This window comes from Terriglobus sp. RCC_193, assembly GCF_041355105.1.
Classification (GTDB): domain Bacteria; phylum Acidobacteriota; class Terriglobia; order Terriglobales; family Acidobacteriaceae; genus Terriglobus.
Map to the genome: position 1 here is coordinate 902,489 of NZ_JBFUPK010000001.1, position 19,949 is coordinate 922,437.

At 56.5% G+C, this 19,949-nt stretch carries 18 protein-coding genes; 4 read left to right on the forward strand and 14 right to left on the reverse strand.

The genetic code is table 11. From position 1 onward, the window contains the following. Nucleotides 1-6 precede the first annotated feature (6 nt). The 4 genes from AB6729_RS03770 to AB6729_RS03785 form a co-directional block, all read right to left on the reverse strand. Nucleotides 7-3,105, reverse strand: a complete 3,099-nt coding sequence (locus tag AB6729_RS03770) for an efflux RND transporter permease subunit (RefSeq protein WP_371080224.1) — start codon at nt 3,103-3,105, stop codon at nt 7-9. A 4-nt stretch (nt 3,106-3,109) separates the two neighbouring features. Beyond that, nucleotides 3,110-4,189 (reverse strand): efflux RND transporter periplasmic adaptor subunit, encoded by a 1,080-nt coding sequence (locus tag AB6729_RS03775; RefSeq protein WP_371080225.1) that lies wholly within the window; start codon nt 4,187-4,189, stop codon nt 3,110-3,112. Beyond that, nucleotides 4,186-5,442 (reverse strand): TolC family protein, encoded by a 1,257-nt coding sequence (locus AB6729_RS03780; protein WP_371080226.1) that lies wholly within the window; start codon nt 5,440-5,442, stop codon nt 4,186-4,188. Before AB6729_RS03780 ends, AB6729_RS03775 begins: the two co-directional genes overlap by 4 nt. 79 nt (nt 5,443-5,521) lie before the next feature. Next, nucleotides 5,522-5,860, reverse strand: a complete 339-nt coding sequence (locus AB6729_RS03785) for a hypothetical protein (protein WP_371080227.1) — start codon at nt 5,858-5,860, stop codon at nt 5,522-5,524. Between the two features lie 498 nt (nt 5,861-6,358). Between AB6729_RS03785 and AB6729_RS03790 the strand changes: the two genes are divergently transcribed. Further along, complete coding sequence (locus tag AB6729_RS03790; protein WP_371080228.1) at nt 6,359-7,519, forward strand: glycosyltransferase family 4 protein; 1,161 nt, start codon at nt 6,359-6,361, stop codon at nt 7,517-7,519. Here AB6729_RS03790 and thiS read toward each other — a convergent pair. Genes thiS through thiD form a run of 3 tightly spaced genes read right to left on the reverse strand, consistent with a single transcriptional unit; the run spans nt 7,516 to nt 8,961 of the window. Then, nucleotides 7,516-7,743, reverse strand: a complete 228-nt coding sequence (gene thiS / locus AB6729_RS03795; protein WP_371080229.1) for a sulfur carrier protein ThiS — start codon at nt 7,741-7,743, stop codon at nt 7,516-7,518. The two genes, AB6729_RS03790 and thiS, sit on opposite strands and share 4 nt — an antisense overlap. Nucleotides 7,744-7,771: 28 nt before the next feature. Then, a complete protein-coding gene (locus AB6729_RS03800) occupies nt 7,772-8,113 on the reverse strand; it encodes a hypothetical protein (RefSeq protein WP_371080230.1) in 342 nt (113 codons plus the stop codon). 32 nt (nt 8,114-8,145) lie between these two features. Further along, the gene (gene thiD, locus AB6729_RS03805; RefSeq protein WP_371080231.1) at nt 8,146-8,961 is read right to left on the reverse strand and encodes a bifunctional hydroxymethylpyrimidine kinase/phosphomethylpyrimidine kinase; all 816 of its coding nucleotides are present in this window, start codon (nt 8,959-8,961) and stop codon (nt 8,146-8,148) included. A gap of 30 nt (nt 8,962-8,991) precedes the next feature. Here thiD and pyrF point away from each other — a divergent pair, with 30 nt between their 5' ends. Further along, nucleotides 8,992-9,699, forward strand: coding sequence for an orotidine-5'-phosphate decarboxylase (gene pyrF / locus AB6729_RS03810; RefSeq protein ID WP_371080232.1), 708 nt, complete (start codon nt 8,992-8,994; stop codon nt 9,697-9,699). Nucleotides 9,700-9,764: 65 nt separating this feature from the next. Here the strand turns inward: pyrF and AB6729_RS03815 are convergent, their stop codons facing one another. The 5 genes from AB6729_RS03815 to AB6729_RS03835 form a co-directional block, all read right to left on the reverse strand. Beyond that, nucleotides 9,765-9,944 carry a hypothetical protein gene (locus tag AB6729_RS03815; RefSeq protein WP_047487345.1) on the reverse strand — a complete coding sequence of 60 codons (180 nt, stop codon included), beginning with the start codon at nt 9,942-9,944 and terminating at the stop codon, nt 9,765-9,767. Between the two features lie 147 nt (nt 9,945-10,091). Next, on the reverse strand, nt 10,092-11,204 hold the full coding sequence (locus AB6729_RS03820; protein WP_371080233.1) for a hypothetical protein: 1,113 nt from the start codon (nt 11,202-11,204) through the stop codon (nt 10,092-10,094). Between the two features lie 79 nt (nt 11,205-11,283). Beyond that, complete coding sequence (locus tag AB6729_RS03825) at nt 11,284-12,291, reverse strand: hypothetical protein (RefSeq protein ID WP_371080234.1); 1,008 nt, start codon at nt 12,289-12,291, stop codon at nt 11,284-11,286. A 46-nt stretch (nt 12,292-12,337) separates the two neighbouring features. After that, the gene (locus AB6729_RS03830; protein ID WP_371080235.1) at nt 12,338-13,177 is read right to left on the reverse strand and encodes an acetyl-CoA carboxylase carboxyltransferase subunit alpha; all 840 of its coding nucleotides are present in this window, start codon (nt 13,175-13,177) and stop codon (nt 12,338-12,340) included. Nucleotides 13,178-13,232: 55 nt separating this feature from the next. After that, entirely contained in the window at nt 13,233-13,646 is a 414-nt protein-coding gene (locus tag AB6729_RS03835; protein ID WP_371080236.1) for a DoxX family membrane protein, read from the reverse strand. Nucleotides 13,647-13,761: 115 nt separating this feature from the next. Between AB6729_RS03835 and AB6729_RS03840 the strand changes: the two genes are divergently transcribed. Further along, nucleotides 13,762-14,331 (forward strand): DUF4136 domain-containing protein, encoded by a 570-nt coding sequence (locus AB6729_RS03840; RefSeq protein ID WP_371080237.1) that lies wholly within the window; start codon nt 13,762-13,764, stop codon nt 14,329-14,331. A 71-nt stretch (nt 14,332-14,402) separates the two neighbouring features. On the opposite strand, the gene dnaE is transcribed toward AB6729_RS03840, so the two are convergent. Beyond that, nucleotides 14,403-17,936, reverse strand: coding sequence for a DNA polymerase III subunit alpha (gene dnaE / locus AB6729_RS03845; protein ID WP_371080239.1), 3,534 nt, complete (start codon nt 17,934-17,936; stop codon nt 14,403-14,405). Nucleotides 17,937-17,998: 62 nt separating this feature from the next. Further along, complete coding sequence (locus AB6729_RS03850; protein ID WP_371080240.1) at nt 17,999-19,147, reverse strand: pyridoxal phosphate-dependent aminotransferase; 1,149 nt, start codon at nt 19,145-19,147, stop codon at nt 17,999-18,001. A 34-nt stretch (nt 19,148-19,181) separates the two neighbouring features. On the opposite strand from AB6729_RS03850, the gene AB6729_RS03855 reads away from it, so the two are divergent. Next, nucleotides 19,182-19,820, forward strand: coding sequence for an HAD family hydrolase (locus tag AB6729_RS03855; RefSeq protein ID WP_371080241.1), 639 nt, complete (start codon nt 19,182-19,184; stop codon nt 19,818-19,820). Nucleotides 19,821-19,949 lie beyond the last annotated feature (129 nt).

The window sequence follows — 19,949 nt, forward strand, 5'->3', positions numbered from 1 at the left end:
AGAAGGCTAAGCAGTCTCTTCTTCGAAGTTCCTGGGTAGCCTCCGCGCCATCAGTGGAGTAAGGCACAAGATGGAGAACACGGTAGTGATCATGCCGCCCACCACCACGCGTGCCAGCGGTTGTTGTGCCTGTGCTCCAATGCCGTTACTGATCGCAGCCGGCAACAGACCAAGCCCCGCTGACATACATGCCATCAAAACAGGGCGCATTTCATCCAGGCAACCTTCGCGAAGGCCATGACGTGCGCCATGACGCTTCTGCGCCCGGCGGATGCCGGAGAGGAAGACCACAGCACCCAGTGTCGCCACACCCGTCAGCGAAGTAAAACCGACTGCTGCCGAAATGGAAAACGCAGTGTGCGTGATGAGCAGCGCAAGGATGCCGCCGATAGCCGCGAAGGGAAGCGTTGTGAGTACGATCAGTGCATCCAGCCACGTGTTGAACTGCGTATACAGAAGGATCAGAATGGCCAGCAGACTGATCGGAATGATCACGGACAGGCGCTTCTGTTCTTTCTTCAACGAGTCGAATTCACCAGCCCAGGCGTAGGTGTAGCCGTTTGGTAGTTGAATCTTTTGCTTCAACTGCGCCTGCAGATCGGTGATCGTCGCAGCAAGATCGCGTCCGCGAACGCTGAACTTGATGGGAATGTAACGGCGGCCTGCTTCACGGAAAATCTGGAAGCTGCCTTGCCGCACACCTATGTCCGCAACCTCACTGAGCGGCACGGAAGATCCATCACCAGCGGGCAGAAGAATCCTGCCAACTGAATCAGGATTATCGCGATAGCTCCTGGGATAACGAACAGTGATATCGAAGCGTCGATCGCCTTCGATCAATTGTGTGATACCGGCTCCGCCAACGGCAGCCTGAATGGCTGCATTCACATCGGCAGGAGCGATGTTGTATCGTGCAGCCTTCGCACGATCCACACGGATAACTAATGACGGCTGACCATCGACTTTGAAGATGCCAACGTCCTGCACGCCCTGCACCTTCTCCATCACATTCTGTACGGCAACAGCCTGTTTCGAGAGTTCGTTGAGATCGTCACCGAAAATCTTCAATGAGTTCTCGCCTTTGACGCCGGACATGGCTTCTTCCACGTTGTCCTGAATCTGCTGTGAGAAGCCAAACACAACACCGGGATATTTGCTGAGTGCGTGTTGCATCTGCCCAATCAGTTTTTCCTTGCTGCCATGAACATCAGCAGGCCAGGTGCTTTCGTCTTTTAGATCAACGAGGAATTCCAAGTTGTTGAAGGTGGTGACGTCCGTTCCATCGTTCGGACGGCCAAGCTGCGAGACCACCTGCTTTACTTCCGGGAAGCGCTGAAAGTCTTCTCGCAGGCTGTCGACGGTAGAGGAAGCGACATCAAAAGAGACGTCCTGCGGAAGCGTTGCACGTACCCACAGGTTGCCTTCTTCCAGTGGAGGCATAAATTCGCCGCCAACGCCGTAGACGAAAATAAAGCCCGAGACGATGAGCGCAATGATTGCGACGCCCCACACAAACCTGGAGCGACGCAGTGTGAGCGAGAAGATGCGGTTGTAATGATGACGGAAGAAGTTGGAAAGCCATGTACCTTCACCGGCATGAGCATCATTCTCTTCCGGACGCGCCGGTGGAGGCCCCTTGGGCGCCAGCACCATTGCCAGCACTGGCGCAAAGACCAGGCCGAAAAGCAATGCGCCAATCAACGCAAAACCATACGTAACGGACATGGGCGCGAAGATTTTGCCCGGCACACCTTCCATGGTGAACAGCGGAATGAACGCCACCAGAATGATGACCGTGGAGAAGAGAACCGGACGTGATGCTTCCTGTACGCCTTCAATGATGAGCGTTGCAAGATCGTCTTCCGGCAATCGCCGAGAGAGTTTGCGATGGATATTTTCCAGCACCACGATGGAAGCGTCGACAAGAATGCCGAAATCAATCGCGCCGATGGAGATGAGGTTTGCGGAGTGACCCGTCATGGCCATCATGGAAAACGCAAACAACACTGCGAAGGGAATGGTTGCCGCAGCGATGACGGTTGTGCGTACATCGCCGAGCATGAACAGCAGAATCAACGTCACCAGAACAAGGCCGGTGATGATGACGTGCTTCACCGTGTGTTCCGTGCGATCGATCAGGTTGGTGCGATCGCTGATCGTGTCGATATGCATTCCCGGTGGCAACAGGCCATGATTCAGATCGTGAATCTTGACCTTCAGCGCTTCCAAAGCGGGGATGGATTCTTCGTTCTTGTTGAGTAGAACGATGCCTTCCACTACATCCGTATCGTGGTTGCGACCGATCTTACCCATGCGCTGCTGCGAACCGATCTTGACTTCGGCAACATCGCCCACAAGCACAGGCACGCCGCGGTTGCTGGCAACGACAACCTGCTTAATGTCGTCCATGGTATGCAACTGACCAACAGCACGCACGTTGACGCTCTGTTCGCCCAGCGAGATGTAGTTACCGCCCGCATTGGCATTCGAGTTCTGCACCGCAGCCGTAACCTGCGGCAGCGTAACACCGTGTGCCAGTAACTTCTGCGGATCGGCTTCAATCTGGTATTGCTTCACATCGCCGCCGAAAGTAGTGACGTCGATGATGCCCGGCACCTGCTTCATCTCACGTGTCACAAGCCAGTCCTGCGTGGCTGTCAGGTCGTACAACGTGTAAGGACCGGTCAGTTGATAACGGTAGATTTCACCGATAGGCGACCACGGCGAAAGCTGCGGCTCCAGGTTGTTCGGAAGCTGCAACAGTTGCAGGCGGTCAAGGACTTCCTGCTTGTCATGGAAGTAATCGCTGTCAAAGGTGAAGTACAACTTCACGTCGGACAGGCCGAAGATGGAGATGGAGCGGATGCCGTTGAGATGTTGCACGCCGTACAGCGCCGTTTCGACAGGGGCTGTAACCTGCTGCTCCATTTCTTCGGCAGACCATGCGGGATTTTGCGTGATGATTTCGACCAGTGGTGGCGAGGGATCGGGATATGCCTCGACATCAAGCTGCATGGCGCCGAAGGTTCCTGCGACCAGCATGCACGCCAGCACAATCAGAACCAGCGCACGCATGCGCAGAAGAATGCGGATGAGAGCGGACATCGCGTTAGTCTCCCGTCGCCGGTGCGCGCAGGAAACTGGCGCCCGTCTTCACGATAGTTTCGCCGCCTTGCAGACCGTTGAGAATCTCAACGTCGTCTCCGTGTGCCGCGCCAACCTTCACCTGTCGCAGATTGAAATTGTTATCTGCGCCCTTCACGTAAACCCCAGTGCTTTCGCCGTCGTGGATCACTGCGGTACTTGGTACCAGTACCGCGTTTTGCGATGGACGTGCAACCTTCAGGCTCGCAAACATCGCAGGCTTCAAACGATGGCCGGGGTTCGGCAGGACCACCCGCGCACGTAAGGTGTGCGTTGTGGGATCGAAGGTGTCGCCTACGTTGGCCACCTTGCCATGAAATGTTTCGTTGGGATACGCCTGCACGGTGACGTCGACGTTCTCTGATTGCTTGAGCAGTGCAATATCGCGCTCAAAGACTTCGCCAACAATCCATACGGAATCAAGATTCGCGATGGTGACAATGCCGTTGGTGGCGTTATCGACGGACTTCTGCAACTCACCGTTTGCTGTGCCTACGTCAATGACAGTGCCGGAGATGGGCGAGGTAATAGGCGCAACGTCGGACGTTCCGTTCTCGCTGAATCCAAGCTCGTGCAGACGCTGACGCGTGCGTTCCAGCTCGGCATGACCGGAGGCCGCAGTGGCCTGCAATTCCAGATACGCGGCCTGTGAAAGCACCTCGTGATCCAGCAGCAACTTGCCTCGAGCCAGTGCACGATCGGCACGGTCAGACTCGGTCTTTGCTTTCTCGAAATCGGAACGCGCAGAAGCGACATCGCCGCTCTGCAGCAGGGCGACAACCTGTCCCTTACGGACTTCCTGTCCTGCAACGACTTTCATTTCGACGATGCGACCAGACAGTGGCGGATAGATGTGCACCGTCTGTGTGGGGTTCGCTTCAATGTGCGCTGGCACTGCGAGCGAATCGTTCAATGTGGTCGCCCGAGCCGTGGTGGTCACAATGTTCGCGGCAGGCAGGTCTGCCTCGGGTTTTTCTTTCTTATTGCAGCCGGTAGCCATCAACGTGGCAGACAACAGCAGGGCGACGCTTCGCGTCCTCATCATGGATTCACCTCAGTCGCCGTAGCGTAGGAGAGCTGGTGCAGCGCATTCTGCGCGTTAGCCTGCGCATTCAGCGCGGCAAGGTTGGTCTGGCGGTAGTCCTGCAATGCGGACAGGTAGTCCAGCAATGTGGCGTTGCCATTGCGATAGGCAAATTGAATGTTGTCGCGGACATGTGCGGCTTCCGCCAGATACTTTTGCTGATAGCGCGCGTTCTGCTGCACAGCCGCCTGGTATGCAGCATAGGACTGATCCACGTCGCTGATCACCTGATTGCGAGCCTGCTGCAACAGCAACCGGCTCGATTCAGCTTCGCGACGTGTGCGCTCCTTTTCTCCCTGGTTGCGATCGAAGATGCGCAACGGGATCTGCAGGTTCGCACCTACCGTGCTCGCGGTGCCGCTGTGTTCGTATTCCACACCGAACTGGGGATCGGTCTTTCCCATCGCGTCGGCAAGGTGAATGGCAGCATCGTTCGCGTTCACCTGACGCTGCGCCGCGACCAGGTCAGGCCGCGCAGCCAATGCTGCATTTTCCAATTGCTCCAGGGAGCTTCCCAGCGCAGGAAGATCGAGCGAACCACTGACATCGAAGGTCGACAGCACCGTGGGTTCGCCCAGCAGGACCTGCAACTGTTCGCTGGCTTGCGTCAGGTTGAGTTGCGCATTCGTCTGATCGTTTTCAAAGCCTGCAAGCTGCAGTTCTACTCGTTCAAAGTCCGTGCGGTCCACATCTCCTGCGTCCAGACGAACCTGCATCAGCTCCACCGTCTTGCGGTAGTCGGCGAGGTTATCGTTCGCAATCGTAAGCGCAAGCTTTGCCTGTAACATGCCGGTGAACGCTTGTTTTACTGCCAGGTCAAGCCCGCGTTTCTGGTCGTCCACCTGCGCTGACGCGACCCCGGTATTGGCCTTTGCCGCAGCAATGCGAAGGGATCGCTTGCCACCGACTTCGAATGTCCGCTGCAGCCCCACGCCATAAAATGGTGGGCCGTTCGGATCATTGTTAGAGAGACTCACCTGCGTGCCTTCTGCCACAAGGTTCGGGTTCAGCCGCAACCCCGCGGTGATTTCGTTCGCCTGAATCGCCGACAAATGCGCCTGGGCACCCAGCAGCCCGGGGCTATGCAGTCGCGCGTACGCCACTGCCTGTTGCAGCGTGAGAGGCTGTGGCGGTGGAGGAGGGGAGGCTGCCGCCTGTGCATAGACCGCGGGCTGCAGCAAAAGCAGTCCCGCAGACAGCAAGATTCGTTTCATAGATATGTCGATTTCCTCCGCGCTCAGCAATGATTGCGGATGCTTCTACTTGTCAATGTGAATGAGACTCGAAAGACTGCTAAGCGATGCAGACAGAGGGTGGCGGTCGCGGCGACTGTGGCCGGACGGCAACCAACTCATGCATCTTCCACGCCTGACGTCGGCGCGAAAGCGACTCCATTCGCCGCATGACGGCGCCAAACAACATGGCCAGAAGCAGGAAGGGAAGCAGGGCAACAGCGGCAGCAGGTCCATCCTGACGCGTGCCCGAAAAGAAACTTCCATTTGCCTGTTGCCAGGACGACTCTGCTGCCATTTTTGCGCGCTGAAGGTCGTCGGTCATGGAGACAGCCGGAAACAGCACGATAGCAAGCAGAGCAACTACACCCAGAGCTACAGGAAGCGAACAGCGCAGCATTCCTCGACGGTTGCACACAACCGTACCCGTGAACAGAACGCTCACGACGGTCAACCACAACAGATTGAGTAAAAGCGCCACTGTACGAATGATATCCGAGAAAAAACAAGCTGGTATGAGGTTTTCCTGTAACGGCACCTTTGGGATGAAATACGTTCCATGAGCACTGCAGGTTTCCCATCAATACAATCTGGAGGAACCTCGTGAGCAGCATGGCTCAAATTGTCTGGTTTCAACTTTGCGGCGATAGCCACAAGGTTGAAACCAATTCTGTAAGTAGACGAGGTTTTTGGTATCCACGACCGGTGTCTGCGGACAAGACGGACATCGTCATGAGGAGTGGGAGGTACAACAGATTCCTCAGATGCGTTACGTCCGATAATGCATATTCTGTATAGTTAAGCTGCGACAGCCTAATCTGCAGGCCCATCCCCGCTCCCAGCGCCCCTGCTGTGATGCCTTCGACCAGCCACTCTGCTACCATCCGGCTAAGTCTTCATGCGAATTGTCCAAACAGTTTTTGGGGTCTTCCATCACTTTGATCTGGCACGTCAGCTTTATCGCCGAGGCCATCTGGAACGGATTTATTCGACCTGGCCGTGGCGACGGATTCAACGCGAAGGTATCCCACACGATAAGGTCCGGACATTCCCGTGGGTTCATACGCCAGAGTTCCTGATGAAGCGTGCGGGTCTGCTGCCACGTCCTGTGGAAGATATCACCGGCTACATGAATGCCCTCAGCTTCGACGAATACACGACACGTACGCTGCCGGAATGCGATGCTCTGATTGGCATTTCAGGCTCCTCATTGAAGGCCGGTCAACTGCTACAGAAACGCGGTGGAATGTTCTTCTGCGATCGCGGCTCTTCGCACCAGCGCTATCAGGAACAGCTTGTCTCTGGTGAGTTTCGTGCCTGGGGCGTCCAGGCCCCCGTCAGCGACCTTCGCGACACGGCGCGTGAGGAAGAAATTTACGCGATGGCGGACGGCATTACGGTGCCATCCAGCTTTGCGGCTCGATCGTTTGTAGAGACGGGTGTGCCGGCCGCCAAAGTGCACACCATCCCCTATGGGGTGCGGCTGGAACGCTTTCAGCCAACCGGCGAACCACCGGCGGACCGTCTGGAGATTCTTTTTGTAGGCAACGTTGGCTTGCGTAAAGGAGTGCCCTATCTGTTGGAAGCATTCGCGCGGCTGCGTCATCCAAACAAGCGGCTGCGAATTGTTGGAGCCATGAGTCGCGAGTTTCCACCGGTGTTGGAGCGGCTACCCAAAGAACATGTTGAGTTCACCGGCATTCTTCCGCAGCAGCAAGTGGCCGAGATGATGAGCCGCAGCCATCTACTGGTATTGCCCAGCATTGAAGAAGGTCTCGCCTTGGTTCAGGGCCAGGCACTTGCCTGTGGATGCCCTGTTCTGGCCACCACAAACACTGGCGGAGAAGACCTGTTTCACGATGAAGTGGAAGGGTTTATCGTTCCCATCCGGGACGTCGATGCCCTGACAGACCGCATGGAACGGATTGCCCAGGACCCCTCGTTGCAGCAACGACTGCGCGCAGCCGGACTGGAGCGGGTCAAGCACCTTGGCGGATGGGAAACCTACGGCGACCGCTGGGAGGCGCTCCTGCAAAGCAGTCTCGCCGAAAAGCGTTAGCTCCGACCGCCACCGACAAAGTGAACCAACTCAATCCGGTCGCCGGAAACCAGATGCGTGTCCGCCCAGGCGGTGCGCGGTACGATGTCGCCATTGCGTTCCAAAGCGACGCGATCCGCCCGGAACCCAAGAGATGTGATCAACTCTGCAACCGTTGGTTGATGGCCCAGTTCGGTGAGGTGGCGTTCGCTCCCGTTGAGCGTGACAACAATCGGTTCCGACATGCTTTCAGCTTACCAAGCTGACCTGCGCCTAGCGAGTGGGGTTGGGGGAGGAATGCAAACGACGCATCAGGGTGCGTTGCAGCCGTTGTTGCCAGCTCATAACCTCTTCGCAATCTGCAAATACTGCGCGCGAATATGCCATAAGCGTGTGGACAGCTTCCGCATCGGCTGGCGAATCCCACGTCTCGTAGAGCCGCGAATCGACCAGGTATTCAATGGCATGGCCCAGGATCTCCAGGGCATGTCCCTGTTCAAGCGATGGTCTGCGACGTGTTGGCGAAGGTCGCTGCGGCTGCTGCGACGGTAGCTTCGTTGCAAACTGGGGGCGCGGAAGCATCGGGGCGGAGAGGACGTTGGCAGCGGTGGACATGTCTCGCTCATCGGCGCATGGGGACGGTCACGTTAGCGCACTGAGTGTCGCAAAATAGGCCACAGCAAGTTCATGGGGCCACGTCCGCTGCCATGAGGTGTTGCGGAACGCATTGCCTCCGTAACAAAGGCCTTAGCCTCGCGCGCCGCATCCACCGCAGGCAACCCTTGTAACAGATGACAAAGCATGGACGAAGAAAAGGCACATCCGGTTCCATGCGTCGCTCTTGTCACAATGTGCTGTCCGCTCAAGCGTGTCCAGACTCCATCTGCAAACACAAAATCATCCGGTTTTTCACGATCCCCGCCAGTCACCACCACGACACACCCAAATTGCAGCGCAAGTTGCTCTGCGGCGGATTGAATGCTGGTGTCATCGTCACACGGCGAATCTGTCAGGAGCGCGAGCTCTCCAACATTGGGCGTAACGACATCCACCAAAGGCAGTAGTTCCTCACGAAGTTGCTGCAGTCCATCCGCATCCAGCAAAGGCGCGCCTGAGGACGAGCGGATCACAGGGTCAAGAACAACGACAGGCCGCTTCCCTTCGCAGCCGCCGAGATAGCGAACCACTTCTGCGACCTGTTCCGCTCCGCCCAGCATGCCAATCTTGATGCCGTCCGGTGGCAGATCCTCGTGCAATGTTTCGAGTGTTTCGTGCAACAACACGGCATCTACTGGCTGAATCTTTCGCACGCCCAGCGTGGATTGCACGGTCAACGCGCTGATGGCAGATATGCCGAAGACACCGTGCGCCGCAAACACCTGCAGGTCTGCAGTGATACCTGCGCCGGATGACGGATCGAAACCCGCAATCGTAAGCGCTGTCCGGTCTGCCCTGCCATCCATACCTCTCAGCATAGCCGCTACACTGGAAGCATGAACCCAGCCGATCATCTCATTGTGGCCCTTGATGTTCCCAATCGCGCACAGGCGCTGGACATGGTGGAGCGCCTGGAGGGCAACATCCGTTGGTTCAAGGTTGGACTGGAACTGTATCTGGCGGAGGGGCGCCCCATCGTGGAAGCCATTCGCGAACGCGGCTTTGAAGTTTTTCTGGATCTGAAACTCCACGACATCCCGAACACTGTCGCGGGCGCTGTCCGCACTGCATCGGCGAGTGGCGCAAGTCTGCTGACCCTGCACGCCGTTGGAGGCCCGGTGATGCTGGCTGCTGCAAGAGAAGCCGCAGAGGGACTGGCACAGAAACCGCGTCTGCTGGCAGTTACCGTGCTCACCAGCATGGACGCCACCCAGCTTCACGCTACTGGAATCGCAGCCACACCTGCGGAACAGGTGATCCGCCTCGCAGAGATGGCGACAGATGCCGGCATCGCCGGGCTCGTCTGCTCACCGGAAGAGGTTGTCAGCCTCCGCTCCAGCCGGGCGAAAGAAGCGCTACTGGTTGTGCCGGGGATTCGCCCTGCGTCAAGCGTCAAGGACGATCAGAACCGCATTGCGACGCCCGCGGATGCGATACGTCGTGGCGCAAACATGCTGGTGGTGGGTCGGCCGATTACAGGCGCGGCTGATCCCGCGGGTGCCGCCGCTGCCATTCTTCACGAGATCGCTGCAGCAAAAGCCTGAGACAGGCCCAGCAAAAAAGAGAAAAGCCCGGGAATCCCGGGCTTTCGCATACTTCAAGTCCTGGTTTAGAGGCGCTCGAAGAAGTCGCACGCAGAGCAGGAGATATACATGCCGCCCGGGGTGCCGCGGTCGCGGTCCTTCACGCGCTTCACGATACGGGTCGGCTTGCCGCATTTCGGGCAGTCCGTGCTCTTGGTGGTGTCCATCGCCTTCTTGCGATCACCGGTCTTGGCAATCTTCGCCATGGGTAGTTCCCTTCAGTTTGGCGTCTTCCTTGCGCCGGAAAATGTGATTCGCGAGTGGTCCCGGATAGCAATCATCCAGTCTGCGGGCAGCCACGTGGAGTTCGCAGGCCCTGTCGCGCAACTTTTTCATTCTATCGCAGCCGAAAGCTACTGAAGATGCGGTGCATCATTCGTGGCAATCTTATCCGCTTTTGGCCGCGTTGGTGCTGGAACGGCTTGATCCGCCGATCGCTCAGAAGGAAGTTTCAGCGAAGGAGCCTTTGGTTTCGCTTCCGTTTCCTCGGTTCCCGCCTTTGCATCGCCCAGTGAAACTTCATGCGTCAACGCTGGGTCGCGGTATCCGGCAAGTTCGTCTTTGTCATGCACTTCAATGGGTTTGCCCAGCGCGGCGAGTTTCGTCAGCACTACGCGGTCAGCACGAAAACGAACAAAGCGAATTGATTGTGGAGTCTTGCCGTAGATCCATTCTTCGAAGACTTCACCGTCGTTGCTTTCCGCTGCGCGTTCGCGGAGTTTGGTGTCCGGCTGTCCCAGCGATGCCAGCACCATCCGACGATTCATCCCAACAAGAACTTCGTGTTCCTGGATGGCGTTGCGGATGGGATCGGGCAGCGTATCGGCATAGGCCTGTTCCGAACTCTTCAAGCCAAAGTCGAGCAAAGGTTCCAGCAACGCCTTCACCTCCGCTGCAGACACACGCGGGGTGCGCCCTTCAAACAACAGGGTGATGCGCGTTCCCGTGGGGCGCTCGCCCATAACACCGTCGCCTGCCAGCGGAACGTCGTTGATGGAGATATGGCGGAGGAAACGATGCGGCAGGTAAGGGCCGCCGTTGATGTCGATATCGATGCGGTCTCCGAGCACGTTGATGTCAGTAACCATGATGCGGTCACCCGCAGCAGCGCTCATGCCGTCCTTGAACATGCGTTTCTTCAGACTGTCGTTATCGACGGTGAGTCGCCCGTTCGCATGCAGGACCAACCCAGGTGCGCCCAATGGCAGTGATCGATGCGCGAATCCCTGCTCCATCAGCAGCATGCGCACCAGTTCACGCCTGCCCGCAATGTCCATGGGATCCTGCGTGTATTCCACGCGGGTTGGTTTGAAGTCACGAAGAGGATCGCCGACAGAGGTATCCGGGCCAACCACGAAAACATCGCGCTGCGGCAGCGGCCCTAATGTCTGCGTCTGTTGCGCAGAGAGAACGCAACTGCCTGCGGCAGTGATACCAAGCACGACGGCGGCAATCCTGTGACGCATGGGACGGGCACCCCGATGACACGCACTGTAGACCCAATACATGCCCTGATGCAAGTCGAGAACGCCGGGTGGCCTGTCCCTACGCTGAATCGCGAGGTTCGCTATAAGGAATCTGCGGCGCCTGCAATCCGCCAATCTGGATCAGCGGAGCCGCTGCGGCCTGAATCTTCTCTTCCCGGAGATGCTCTGCCGGCGGCGGCACATCCATCGGATGCCCAGCGCCCTCCAGCGGCTGCCATGTGTAATGCCACGCGTAGTCCTTTGTAAGGCGGAATGCGACGACCAGAGCGGCAACCAGAACAAGTACGGCAACAAGGGATGCTTCCGGGCCAAACGGTCCACCGGTTAACCAGATAGGACCGTCCGTTCCACTTTGAATGAAGCCAAACGTGACCGGGGTATACGCAGAGGTAGCACCGAACAGGATCTGCAAGACGATGGACCAGCCAAGTTGCACGCCCAGCGAAAACCAAAGAGCACGTGTTCGTAGAAAGCCCGTCAGGAAAATGGATGCTGCCAACACCATAATCGGCAGTGTTCTTCCCTGCGACGCCGTGCCGGTAATGGCAAGCATGGTCACAACAAAGATGACCGCAGAGGCGGCCCAGCCGGGGCTGGAGGCTTTAACCAACATCTGCAGCGGCAGCCCTGCAAGAACAAGTTGAACCACCAGCGCAAATGCAATCAGAGTAGCGATACTCAATAAAGTCCGCAGCAGTGTTTGCGCGTCAAAGGCAAACTGCATGGAGAGATTGCCGGTCAGGAGTGGCGGCAGAACCAGTGCGATTGCAATTCCCCAACCCAATGCGACGCCACGGCCGAGTTCCCCTGCGATTCCTGGACGACGTACAAACCCAAGACTGCTGAGCGGTCGCAAATCAGGTACCCAGACCCGCGCCATGGCATAGAACCCACCCGCCAGGAGAAGCGCCGTTACCATCTCGCGGGCAAAGTCTGTCCACATCGCTGGCACAAGCTGTGACAGTTCGCTGGCAGAGAGCAGCGAAAGCACGATCCATGCGGCGGACAGGAGAAATGTCGCCGCTGGACGTGATGGTTTGTGCAGAGAATGTTTTGCAAATGGCATCCGTGTCGCCTTCCCAGAAGGGTTCCGGTATTAGACGAAGGCAGCCTCAGGCCGTCGCGTAAAACGCAGCAATGTTACGAAACTTGTTGTAGCGCGCTGCGAGGAGTTCACCCAGCGATTGAGACCGCAGTTCAGCGTAATTCTTTTCCAGCGCTGCACGAACCAGTGCAATCGCCTCGTCCTGGTTAGCCTGAGCGCCACCTGCGGGTTCAGCGATGACGCCATCCACGCAGCCAAGCCGTGAAACTGTTTCTGAGGTGTACTTCAAGGCTGCCGCAGCATCCTGGCGCTTTGAGGCGTCCTTCCACATGATGGCTGCGCAGGCCTCTGGCGAGATGACAGAGTACATGGCATTTTCCAGCATCAATACGCGGTCCGCCACGGCCAAAGCGAGCGCTCCACCAGAGCCACCTTCGCCGGTGATGACGGTGATGGTCGGCACCCGCAGCCGCGACATCTCAATCAGGTTACGGGCAATCGCCTCGCCCTGTCCGCGCTCCTCTGCTCCAAGACCGGGATAGGCACCAGCAAGGTCCAGAAAGCTGAATACCGGCTTATTGAACTTCTCCGCAATCTTCATGGCGCGCAGGGCCTTGCGATAGCCTTCCGGTTCCGGAGAACCGAAGCGGTACTGCATGCGCTCTTTCGTGGTGCGGCCCTTGCGATTGCAGAGAACCAGGACCTCGTCATCGTTGAAGCGAGCCATACCGGCAAACATAGCTGCATCATCGCCAAAGCTGCGATCGCCGTGAATTTCGCTCTGGTCGGTAAAGATCGCGTCAATGAAATTCATGGGATGGAGGCGCTGCGGGTCCCGTGCTACCTCAGTCTTACGCCACGCCTCCGGCACTGGAGCGGCAACGGGCTTTGCTTCTGTCTCTGCCATCAGGGTTTATATCCAAACGCCCGCAAGGGCTTCTGCCGATTATACCGGCTGCCTCTCACTTACGGCGCGCCAGGAATCCATCTACGGATAGGGCATTTGCCTCCAGCAGCCACAACATGGCAAAGAAGATGAAGCTGTACATCAGTTGCGTGCCTGCACCGTTCCAGTTCTGCACTGAGGTTGTGCCAAACGTCAGCACGATCATTAGCAATGCACCTGAGATCAGCGCAAACCGGGTGAACAACCCCAGGATCAGCAGTAAACCGAGCGTGAATTCGATCCACGGAATGCAATAGCCAAAGCTCAGTGTGAGCACATGCGGCAATGGGCCTTTGTCCATTCCCTGCACCATCCCATTCGCGAAGTTTCCAACGCCGCTCAGGATGCGGAAGAATCCATGTCCGAAGACATTCACACCCAGCGCCAGCCGCATGATCACGTACGCAACGGTCTTGTTATCACGAAACATTGCACCACCATCCTTGTCCGTGAGACGGAAGACGAAGCGATTGTAGCGTTTGTGGCGCGATTCTTCAGAGCATCTCTTTAAAAAGAGAGCGTCTTACTGTTATGGAGGTGTTTGCATGAGCAGACCCACATGGTTGTTTCGTTTCGCGGTCCTATTCGCGCTGGCTGGTTCATTGAATGTTGCGAAAGCCCAGGATGTTCGTACGGATTACGACCACGAAGCGAATTTCCAGCAATATCACACTTTTTCTGTCTACCGTGTTCACGCGTCGGACGGCATTATTGAGAAGCGCCTGAGGAGCAACATTGCTGCATCGCTGACGGAACGCGGATTCCATGAAGTGCCGCAGGGCGGTGATCTTGCCGTGACCGCCATCGGCGGCGTTCGCAATCGTCAGGAATACACCACGTTCTACAACGGCTTTGGACCCGGTTGGGGATATGGAGGCTGGGGTGGATGGTACGGATGGGGACGCTGGGGCGGAGGTCCCGCCAGCACAACGGTTTACAACATTCCTGTTGGAACGTTGGCAATCGATGTGTATGACGCGCGGACGCATCAGTTAATCTTCCGGGGAACTGCCACCGATGATCTTTCAAAAAATCCCGACAAGAACGCGAAAAAGGGTGAGAAAGCAGTCGACAAAATCTTTGACAAGATGCCCGGCATACACAAAGTAGGTTAGTTCACATTCGAAATGAATCGGGGTCACGGAGATGTTCTTCCATGACCCCGTTTTCATTTTCGTATCTGGAGTTAGTTAATTACCTTTACAGCTCCAGCACCGATCAAATCCTCCACCTGATCAATGAAAAGCCTGTCTGCGCAAACGCTGAATCCCTGCGGCTCCAGCACGGCACGGAACTCACCGGGTTCTTCCAAATCAAGCAGCAGCTTGCCGGGGCCAGGACGTTCCTGAAACAGTGTTGCCAATTTCTCCAGTAGCGCCACGTCAGGGTGATGCAACGGCACCAGGATACGCAGAGCTTCCGGCAACTTGATCTGTACATCTTCCAGCGCTGTAATCCCCGTAACGGAAAGCTTTGGAGCGGAGTCTTCTTCACCGCGCAGCGAACCACGCACCAGCACCGGCACATCGATCTTGAGCTTTTCCTGCAGCTTTTCGTAATCCTTCGGAAACGCAATCAGGTCGATCTTGCCAACAGTATCTTCCAGAATGGCAGAGGCATACATCTCGCCGCTGCGTTTGCTCTTTGCAGCTTTCAGACCAGAGATGACGCCTGCGATCTGAATTTCATTCTGCGGTTCGCGCTGGCCCCGTTGAAAGACAACGGGCTCCGGCTTCATTTCACAGGCAGTGGCTGTGTCGAGAACGCCTTTGAGATTACGCAGCTTTTCGCGGTATTTATCCATGGGATGGCCGCTGACAAAGAAGCCGAGGACTTCTTTTTCATTCTGCAGCCGCTCATGCTCATCCCAGTCCGGCGCCTTCGGCAGATCGTCTTCCGGCGCTGCCGTGGCGTCGGCAAAAGGCGACGCGTCAAACAAGCCAAAGAGACCGCTTTGACCACTGGCTGCATCACGCTGCGACTTCTGCGCTCGTTCCATCGCCTTGTCAACTGCAGCAAACACACGGGCACGCGGACCAAAGGTATCCATAGCGCCTGCTTTGATCAGCGATTCCAGCACGCGTTTGTTCAGAAGGCGAAGCTCTACCTGCTCGCAGAAGTCCCATAGCGAACTAAAGCCTGTCTCCCCTTCCTCCTTCAGTTTGTTTCGTGAACTAACGATAGTTTCAATAGCATTGCCACCAACGTTCTTAATGGCTGCCAGACCGAAACGGATGGCATCTTGATTGGGGGTGAAGTTCGCATCGGAAATCTGCACGTCTGGCGGCAGCACGGTAATGCCCATTTCACGGCATTCCTGAATGTACTTCACTACGTTTTCCGGCTTGGAAGTTTCACTGGTCAGCAGTGCTGCCATGAACTCCACCGGGTAATGCGTCTTCAGATATGCCGTGTGATACGCGAGCAATGCATACGCCGATGAGTGCGATTTATTGAAGCCATATCCCGCAAACTGCAGAATAAGATCGAACAGCGCGCCTGCCTTTTCCTTGGGATGCTTGCGTTCGGCTGCGCCCTTCATGAAGATTTCGCGCTGCTCGGCCATCGCTGCGGGATCTTTTTTACCCATCGCTCGACGCAGAAGATCAGCGCCACCGAGCGAGTAGCCAGCGATGACAGATGAAATCTGCATCACCTGCTCCTGATAGACGATGACGCCCAGCGTCTCCTTCAGCAGCGGTTCCAGACCGTCCAGCAGATACTCCACCGGACGTCTTCCCCACTTGCGTTCGATGAAGTCATCGATCATGCCGCCCTGAATTGGACCAGGGCGATACAACGCATTAAGAGCGGTCAGGTCTTCTACGGTCGTGGGCTTATAGCGGCGCAGAACGTCACGCATACCGCCCGATTCAAACTGGAACACACCACTGGTCAGCGCCTTATGGAAGACCTTCTCGTAAGTCTCCGCATCGTCCAGCGGAATCTTATCCATCTCCACGATGTCGCCGCGATTGCTCTTAATTAACTTCAGGCAGTCGTCGATCACAGTCAGAGTGGTAAGCCCAAGAAAGTCCATCTTGAGCAGTCCCATTTTTTCGACGGCCTTCATGTCATACGCGGTGACCAGATCGTCAGTCTTCGTCAGCGTGACGGGAACCAATTCCGTCAGAGGCTGCGGTGCAATCACAACACCGGCGGCATGAACACCAGCGCCGCGCACCAACCCCTCAAGCCGCAAGGCATTGTCGATGATCTCTCGAACCTGCGGATTGCTTTCGTAGGCCTGCGCCAGCGGCGGTGAATCTTTCAGCGCCTGATCGATGGTGATACCGATAGTCGCGGGAATCATCTTGGCGATGCGATCCACTTCGCCGTAAGGCATTTCCAGTGCACGGCCAACGTCCTTAATGGCAGCCTTTGCAGCCATCGTGTTGAACGTGATGATCTGTGCCACCTGGTCCGCGCCGTACTTGCGCTTCACATACTCGATGACTTCGCCACGACGATTCATGCAGAAGTCGATATCGATATCCGGCATGCTGATACGTTCGGGGTTCAGGAAGCGCTCAAACAGCAATTCGTTCTGCAACGGATCAACGTCCGTAATCTCCATCACATATGCGACGAGCGATCCCGCAGCCGAACCACGACCCGGTCCTACAGGGATACTCTGTTCCTTCGCATATCGAATGAAGTCCCACACGATCATGAAGTAGCCGGGGAACTTCATGCTTTTAATGCAATCGATTTCGCGCTGCAGACGTGCTTCGTAGTCTGCAATTTCATATCTCAGAAGACCGCGCGAACGCAGATGCGCAACGGCTGTATCAAGACGCTTCTTCAGGCCTTCGCGACACACGCTCTCAAAGTAATCGTCCAGCGACATACCATCCGGCACAGGAAAGCGCGGGAATGGATTCTTCACCTTCGTCAGCTTCACATTGCAGCGGTCGACAAACTGGTTGGTGCGTTCGCAGACTTCTTCGTGGCCCTGGAAGGTGCGGTACATCTCCTCCGCAGACTTGATGTAAAACTCCTGCGTATCGAACTTAAAGCGGTTCGGATCGTTCATCGAACCCGCCGTCTGTACACAGAGCAAAATCTCGTGCGCACGGCTGTCATCGCTGCCAACATAGTGCGCGTCGTTCGTCGCGATCAGAGGGATATCAAGATCCTTCTCCATGCGATACAGCGCTTCACAAACGCCCTTGTCCGGCTCCAGGTTGTGGTCCTGAATTTCAAGGAAGAAGTTGTTCTTGCCGAACATGTCCTGGAACATTCCCGCGGACTTCTTGGCCTCGTCGTACTTCCCTGCCATGAGGTGCTGATTGACTTCACCGGCAAGGCATCCGCTGAAAGCAATGAGACCTTCTGTGTGCTTCGACAGAAACTCTTTCGACACACGCGGCTTGCGATAGAAGCCATGCACAGCGGCTTCGCTCGTCAGGCGGACAAGGTTGCGGTATCCCTCATCATTTTCTGCTATCAACAGAAAATGGTTGTAGCCGCCGCTCATCTCGCGATGGTCCGCGGTCTGCGACAGGTACAACTCACATCCGATGATGGGCTTAATGCCCTTCTTTTGCATGGCATCGGCAAAGTGCACAGCGCCATAGATGTTGCCGTGATCGGTCATCGCGGCGGCCTTCTGGCCCAGCTTGCTCAGGTGCGCGGCAAGCTTATCGACATCGCATGCGCCGTCTAGCAGGCTGTAATCGGTGTGAAGGTGGAGATGGGTAAATTCGCGATCCGCCATATGTCGATTTTAGGGCTCGCGCCATATGGTAGGGGCTGCGGAAAACGAGGTACGAATTTTGCTTACAGCAGAGGCAGCATCCGTTGCAGCCCGGTCACAAACTGCTTCGGATTCCCGAGAAGGCTGACGACGAGCCAGCCTTTCGATGGAAAGCCATAAAACGAGCCCGGATGTACGGCCACGGACACCTCTTCCAGCAACCGGATCGCCAGCGCCTCATCGTCGGTGACGGCAGGCACGCGCAACACTGCGCACCATCCACCTTCTACTTTGAGTCGGTTGACCACAGTTCCATGTATGCAGGTATCTAACACGACCAGATTCGCGTGAATGCGTTGCAGTATCTGCTGCTGAATCCGCTCTCGCACGGATAGCCATGCAGGAAGCGCTGCCTGTACCGGCGTTGCCACGGAAAGAAAGGTATCGGTGACCACCTCAAGCCTCTCCAACGCATTGGCAACGTCTTCCGCGGGACCGCAGACGACTGTCCATGCAAGCTTCATCTGCGGCAACGCGAGCAGCTTACTCAATCCGCCCATGACAAAGGTCAACACAGGTGCGTCTATCTTTGCGAAGCTGTGTCCTGATTTTTCTACGCTGTACTCCAGAAAGACTTCATCCACAATCAGCGGAAGACCGTGTCGCTGCGCAACGTCATACAGCACGGTGCGATCTGTCTCACTGCAGTAATGTCCTGTGGGATTGTTCGGATGAATGGCAACGATGGCGCGTGTGCGTTCTGTTACAGCAGCTTCCAGCGAGGCAGGATCAATCTGCCAGCCGTCGTGATAGACCAGCGGATACTTGATAAGTTCCACATCGTGCAGGCGCGACAGCAGATCAAACAATGGATAACTCGGTGACGGTACAAGCACCGCGTCCCCGGGTTCACAGAGGAGCTTGAAGAGATAACCGTACGCCTCGCTCGTACTCGCCGTGAAAAATATCTGTTCCGCGTCCATGCCGTCATACAGGCCCGCAATGGCGGTGCGTGCCGCCTGCATACCGAAAGGGGCCGCGTCGTAACGAAGCGATGTCTCCTCGGCCAGGGCGTGCAGTGGAATGGCAGAATAATCGAAGCCACACCGGGTTGGGTTCGATATCGTAAGGTCGATGAATTCCGGATGCTGCTTTGCACGCTGCAGCGCGTCCCCGAAGGGCGAAGAGTCATTGCCAAAGTCTGTACGCGAGGCAAAGTGCATAGAGCTCATGCTATCGAAAGAACTCACAGCTACAATCAACCGCATGTCCCAGATTCATGCCGTCCTCTTCGACTTTGGTAAAGTTCTGAGTCTTGCCCCTGATCCACGCGTATGGGAGCAGATCCGCGCTCTTTCGCAACTGTCCGAAGAGGAACTGCAGGACGGCTATTGGAAGTACCGCGATGACTATGACGCAGGCATCCTGACGGGCAATGCGTATTGGCATCTCGTTGCGGGCACAGCTATTTCCGATGACGTATTGCACGACCTGAAAGCTGCGGACGTTGCGCTTTGGACGCAGATGAACCAACCCATGCTGCAATGGGTGGCTGCTCTGCACCGGTATGGCTTCCGCACGGGAATTCTCTCGAACATGCCGGACGCCATGGCAGAGGGTATTGTTGCGCAGTTTGACTGGATTGCAAATTTTCATCACACGGTATGGTCGTATGCGCTGAAGCTGCGGAAGCCGCAGTCGGAGATTTATGCTGCCGCCGCAGACGGCCTGAAGACTGCCCCGGAACACATCCTTTTCATCGACGACAAGCTGGAAAATACGGCTGCTGCAGAGGCGTTTGGGATGCACGCCATCCTCTACGACAACCACGATGACTTTGTTGCGGAGATGCATTCCCGTGGTTTCGGACACCTGCTCGAACCGTCCAGCATCGTTCCTGTATAGTTCCCGTACCCCGCCAAATGACCACTGTTCCGAATTGGGACAGCTTCGAACCACAAAGGTGTACCCGTCACAGAACAGGACACCCGCCAATTGCTTCTCCGTGGGTAAATGATCGTAGCCGCCATTCCA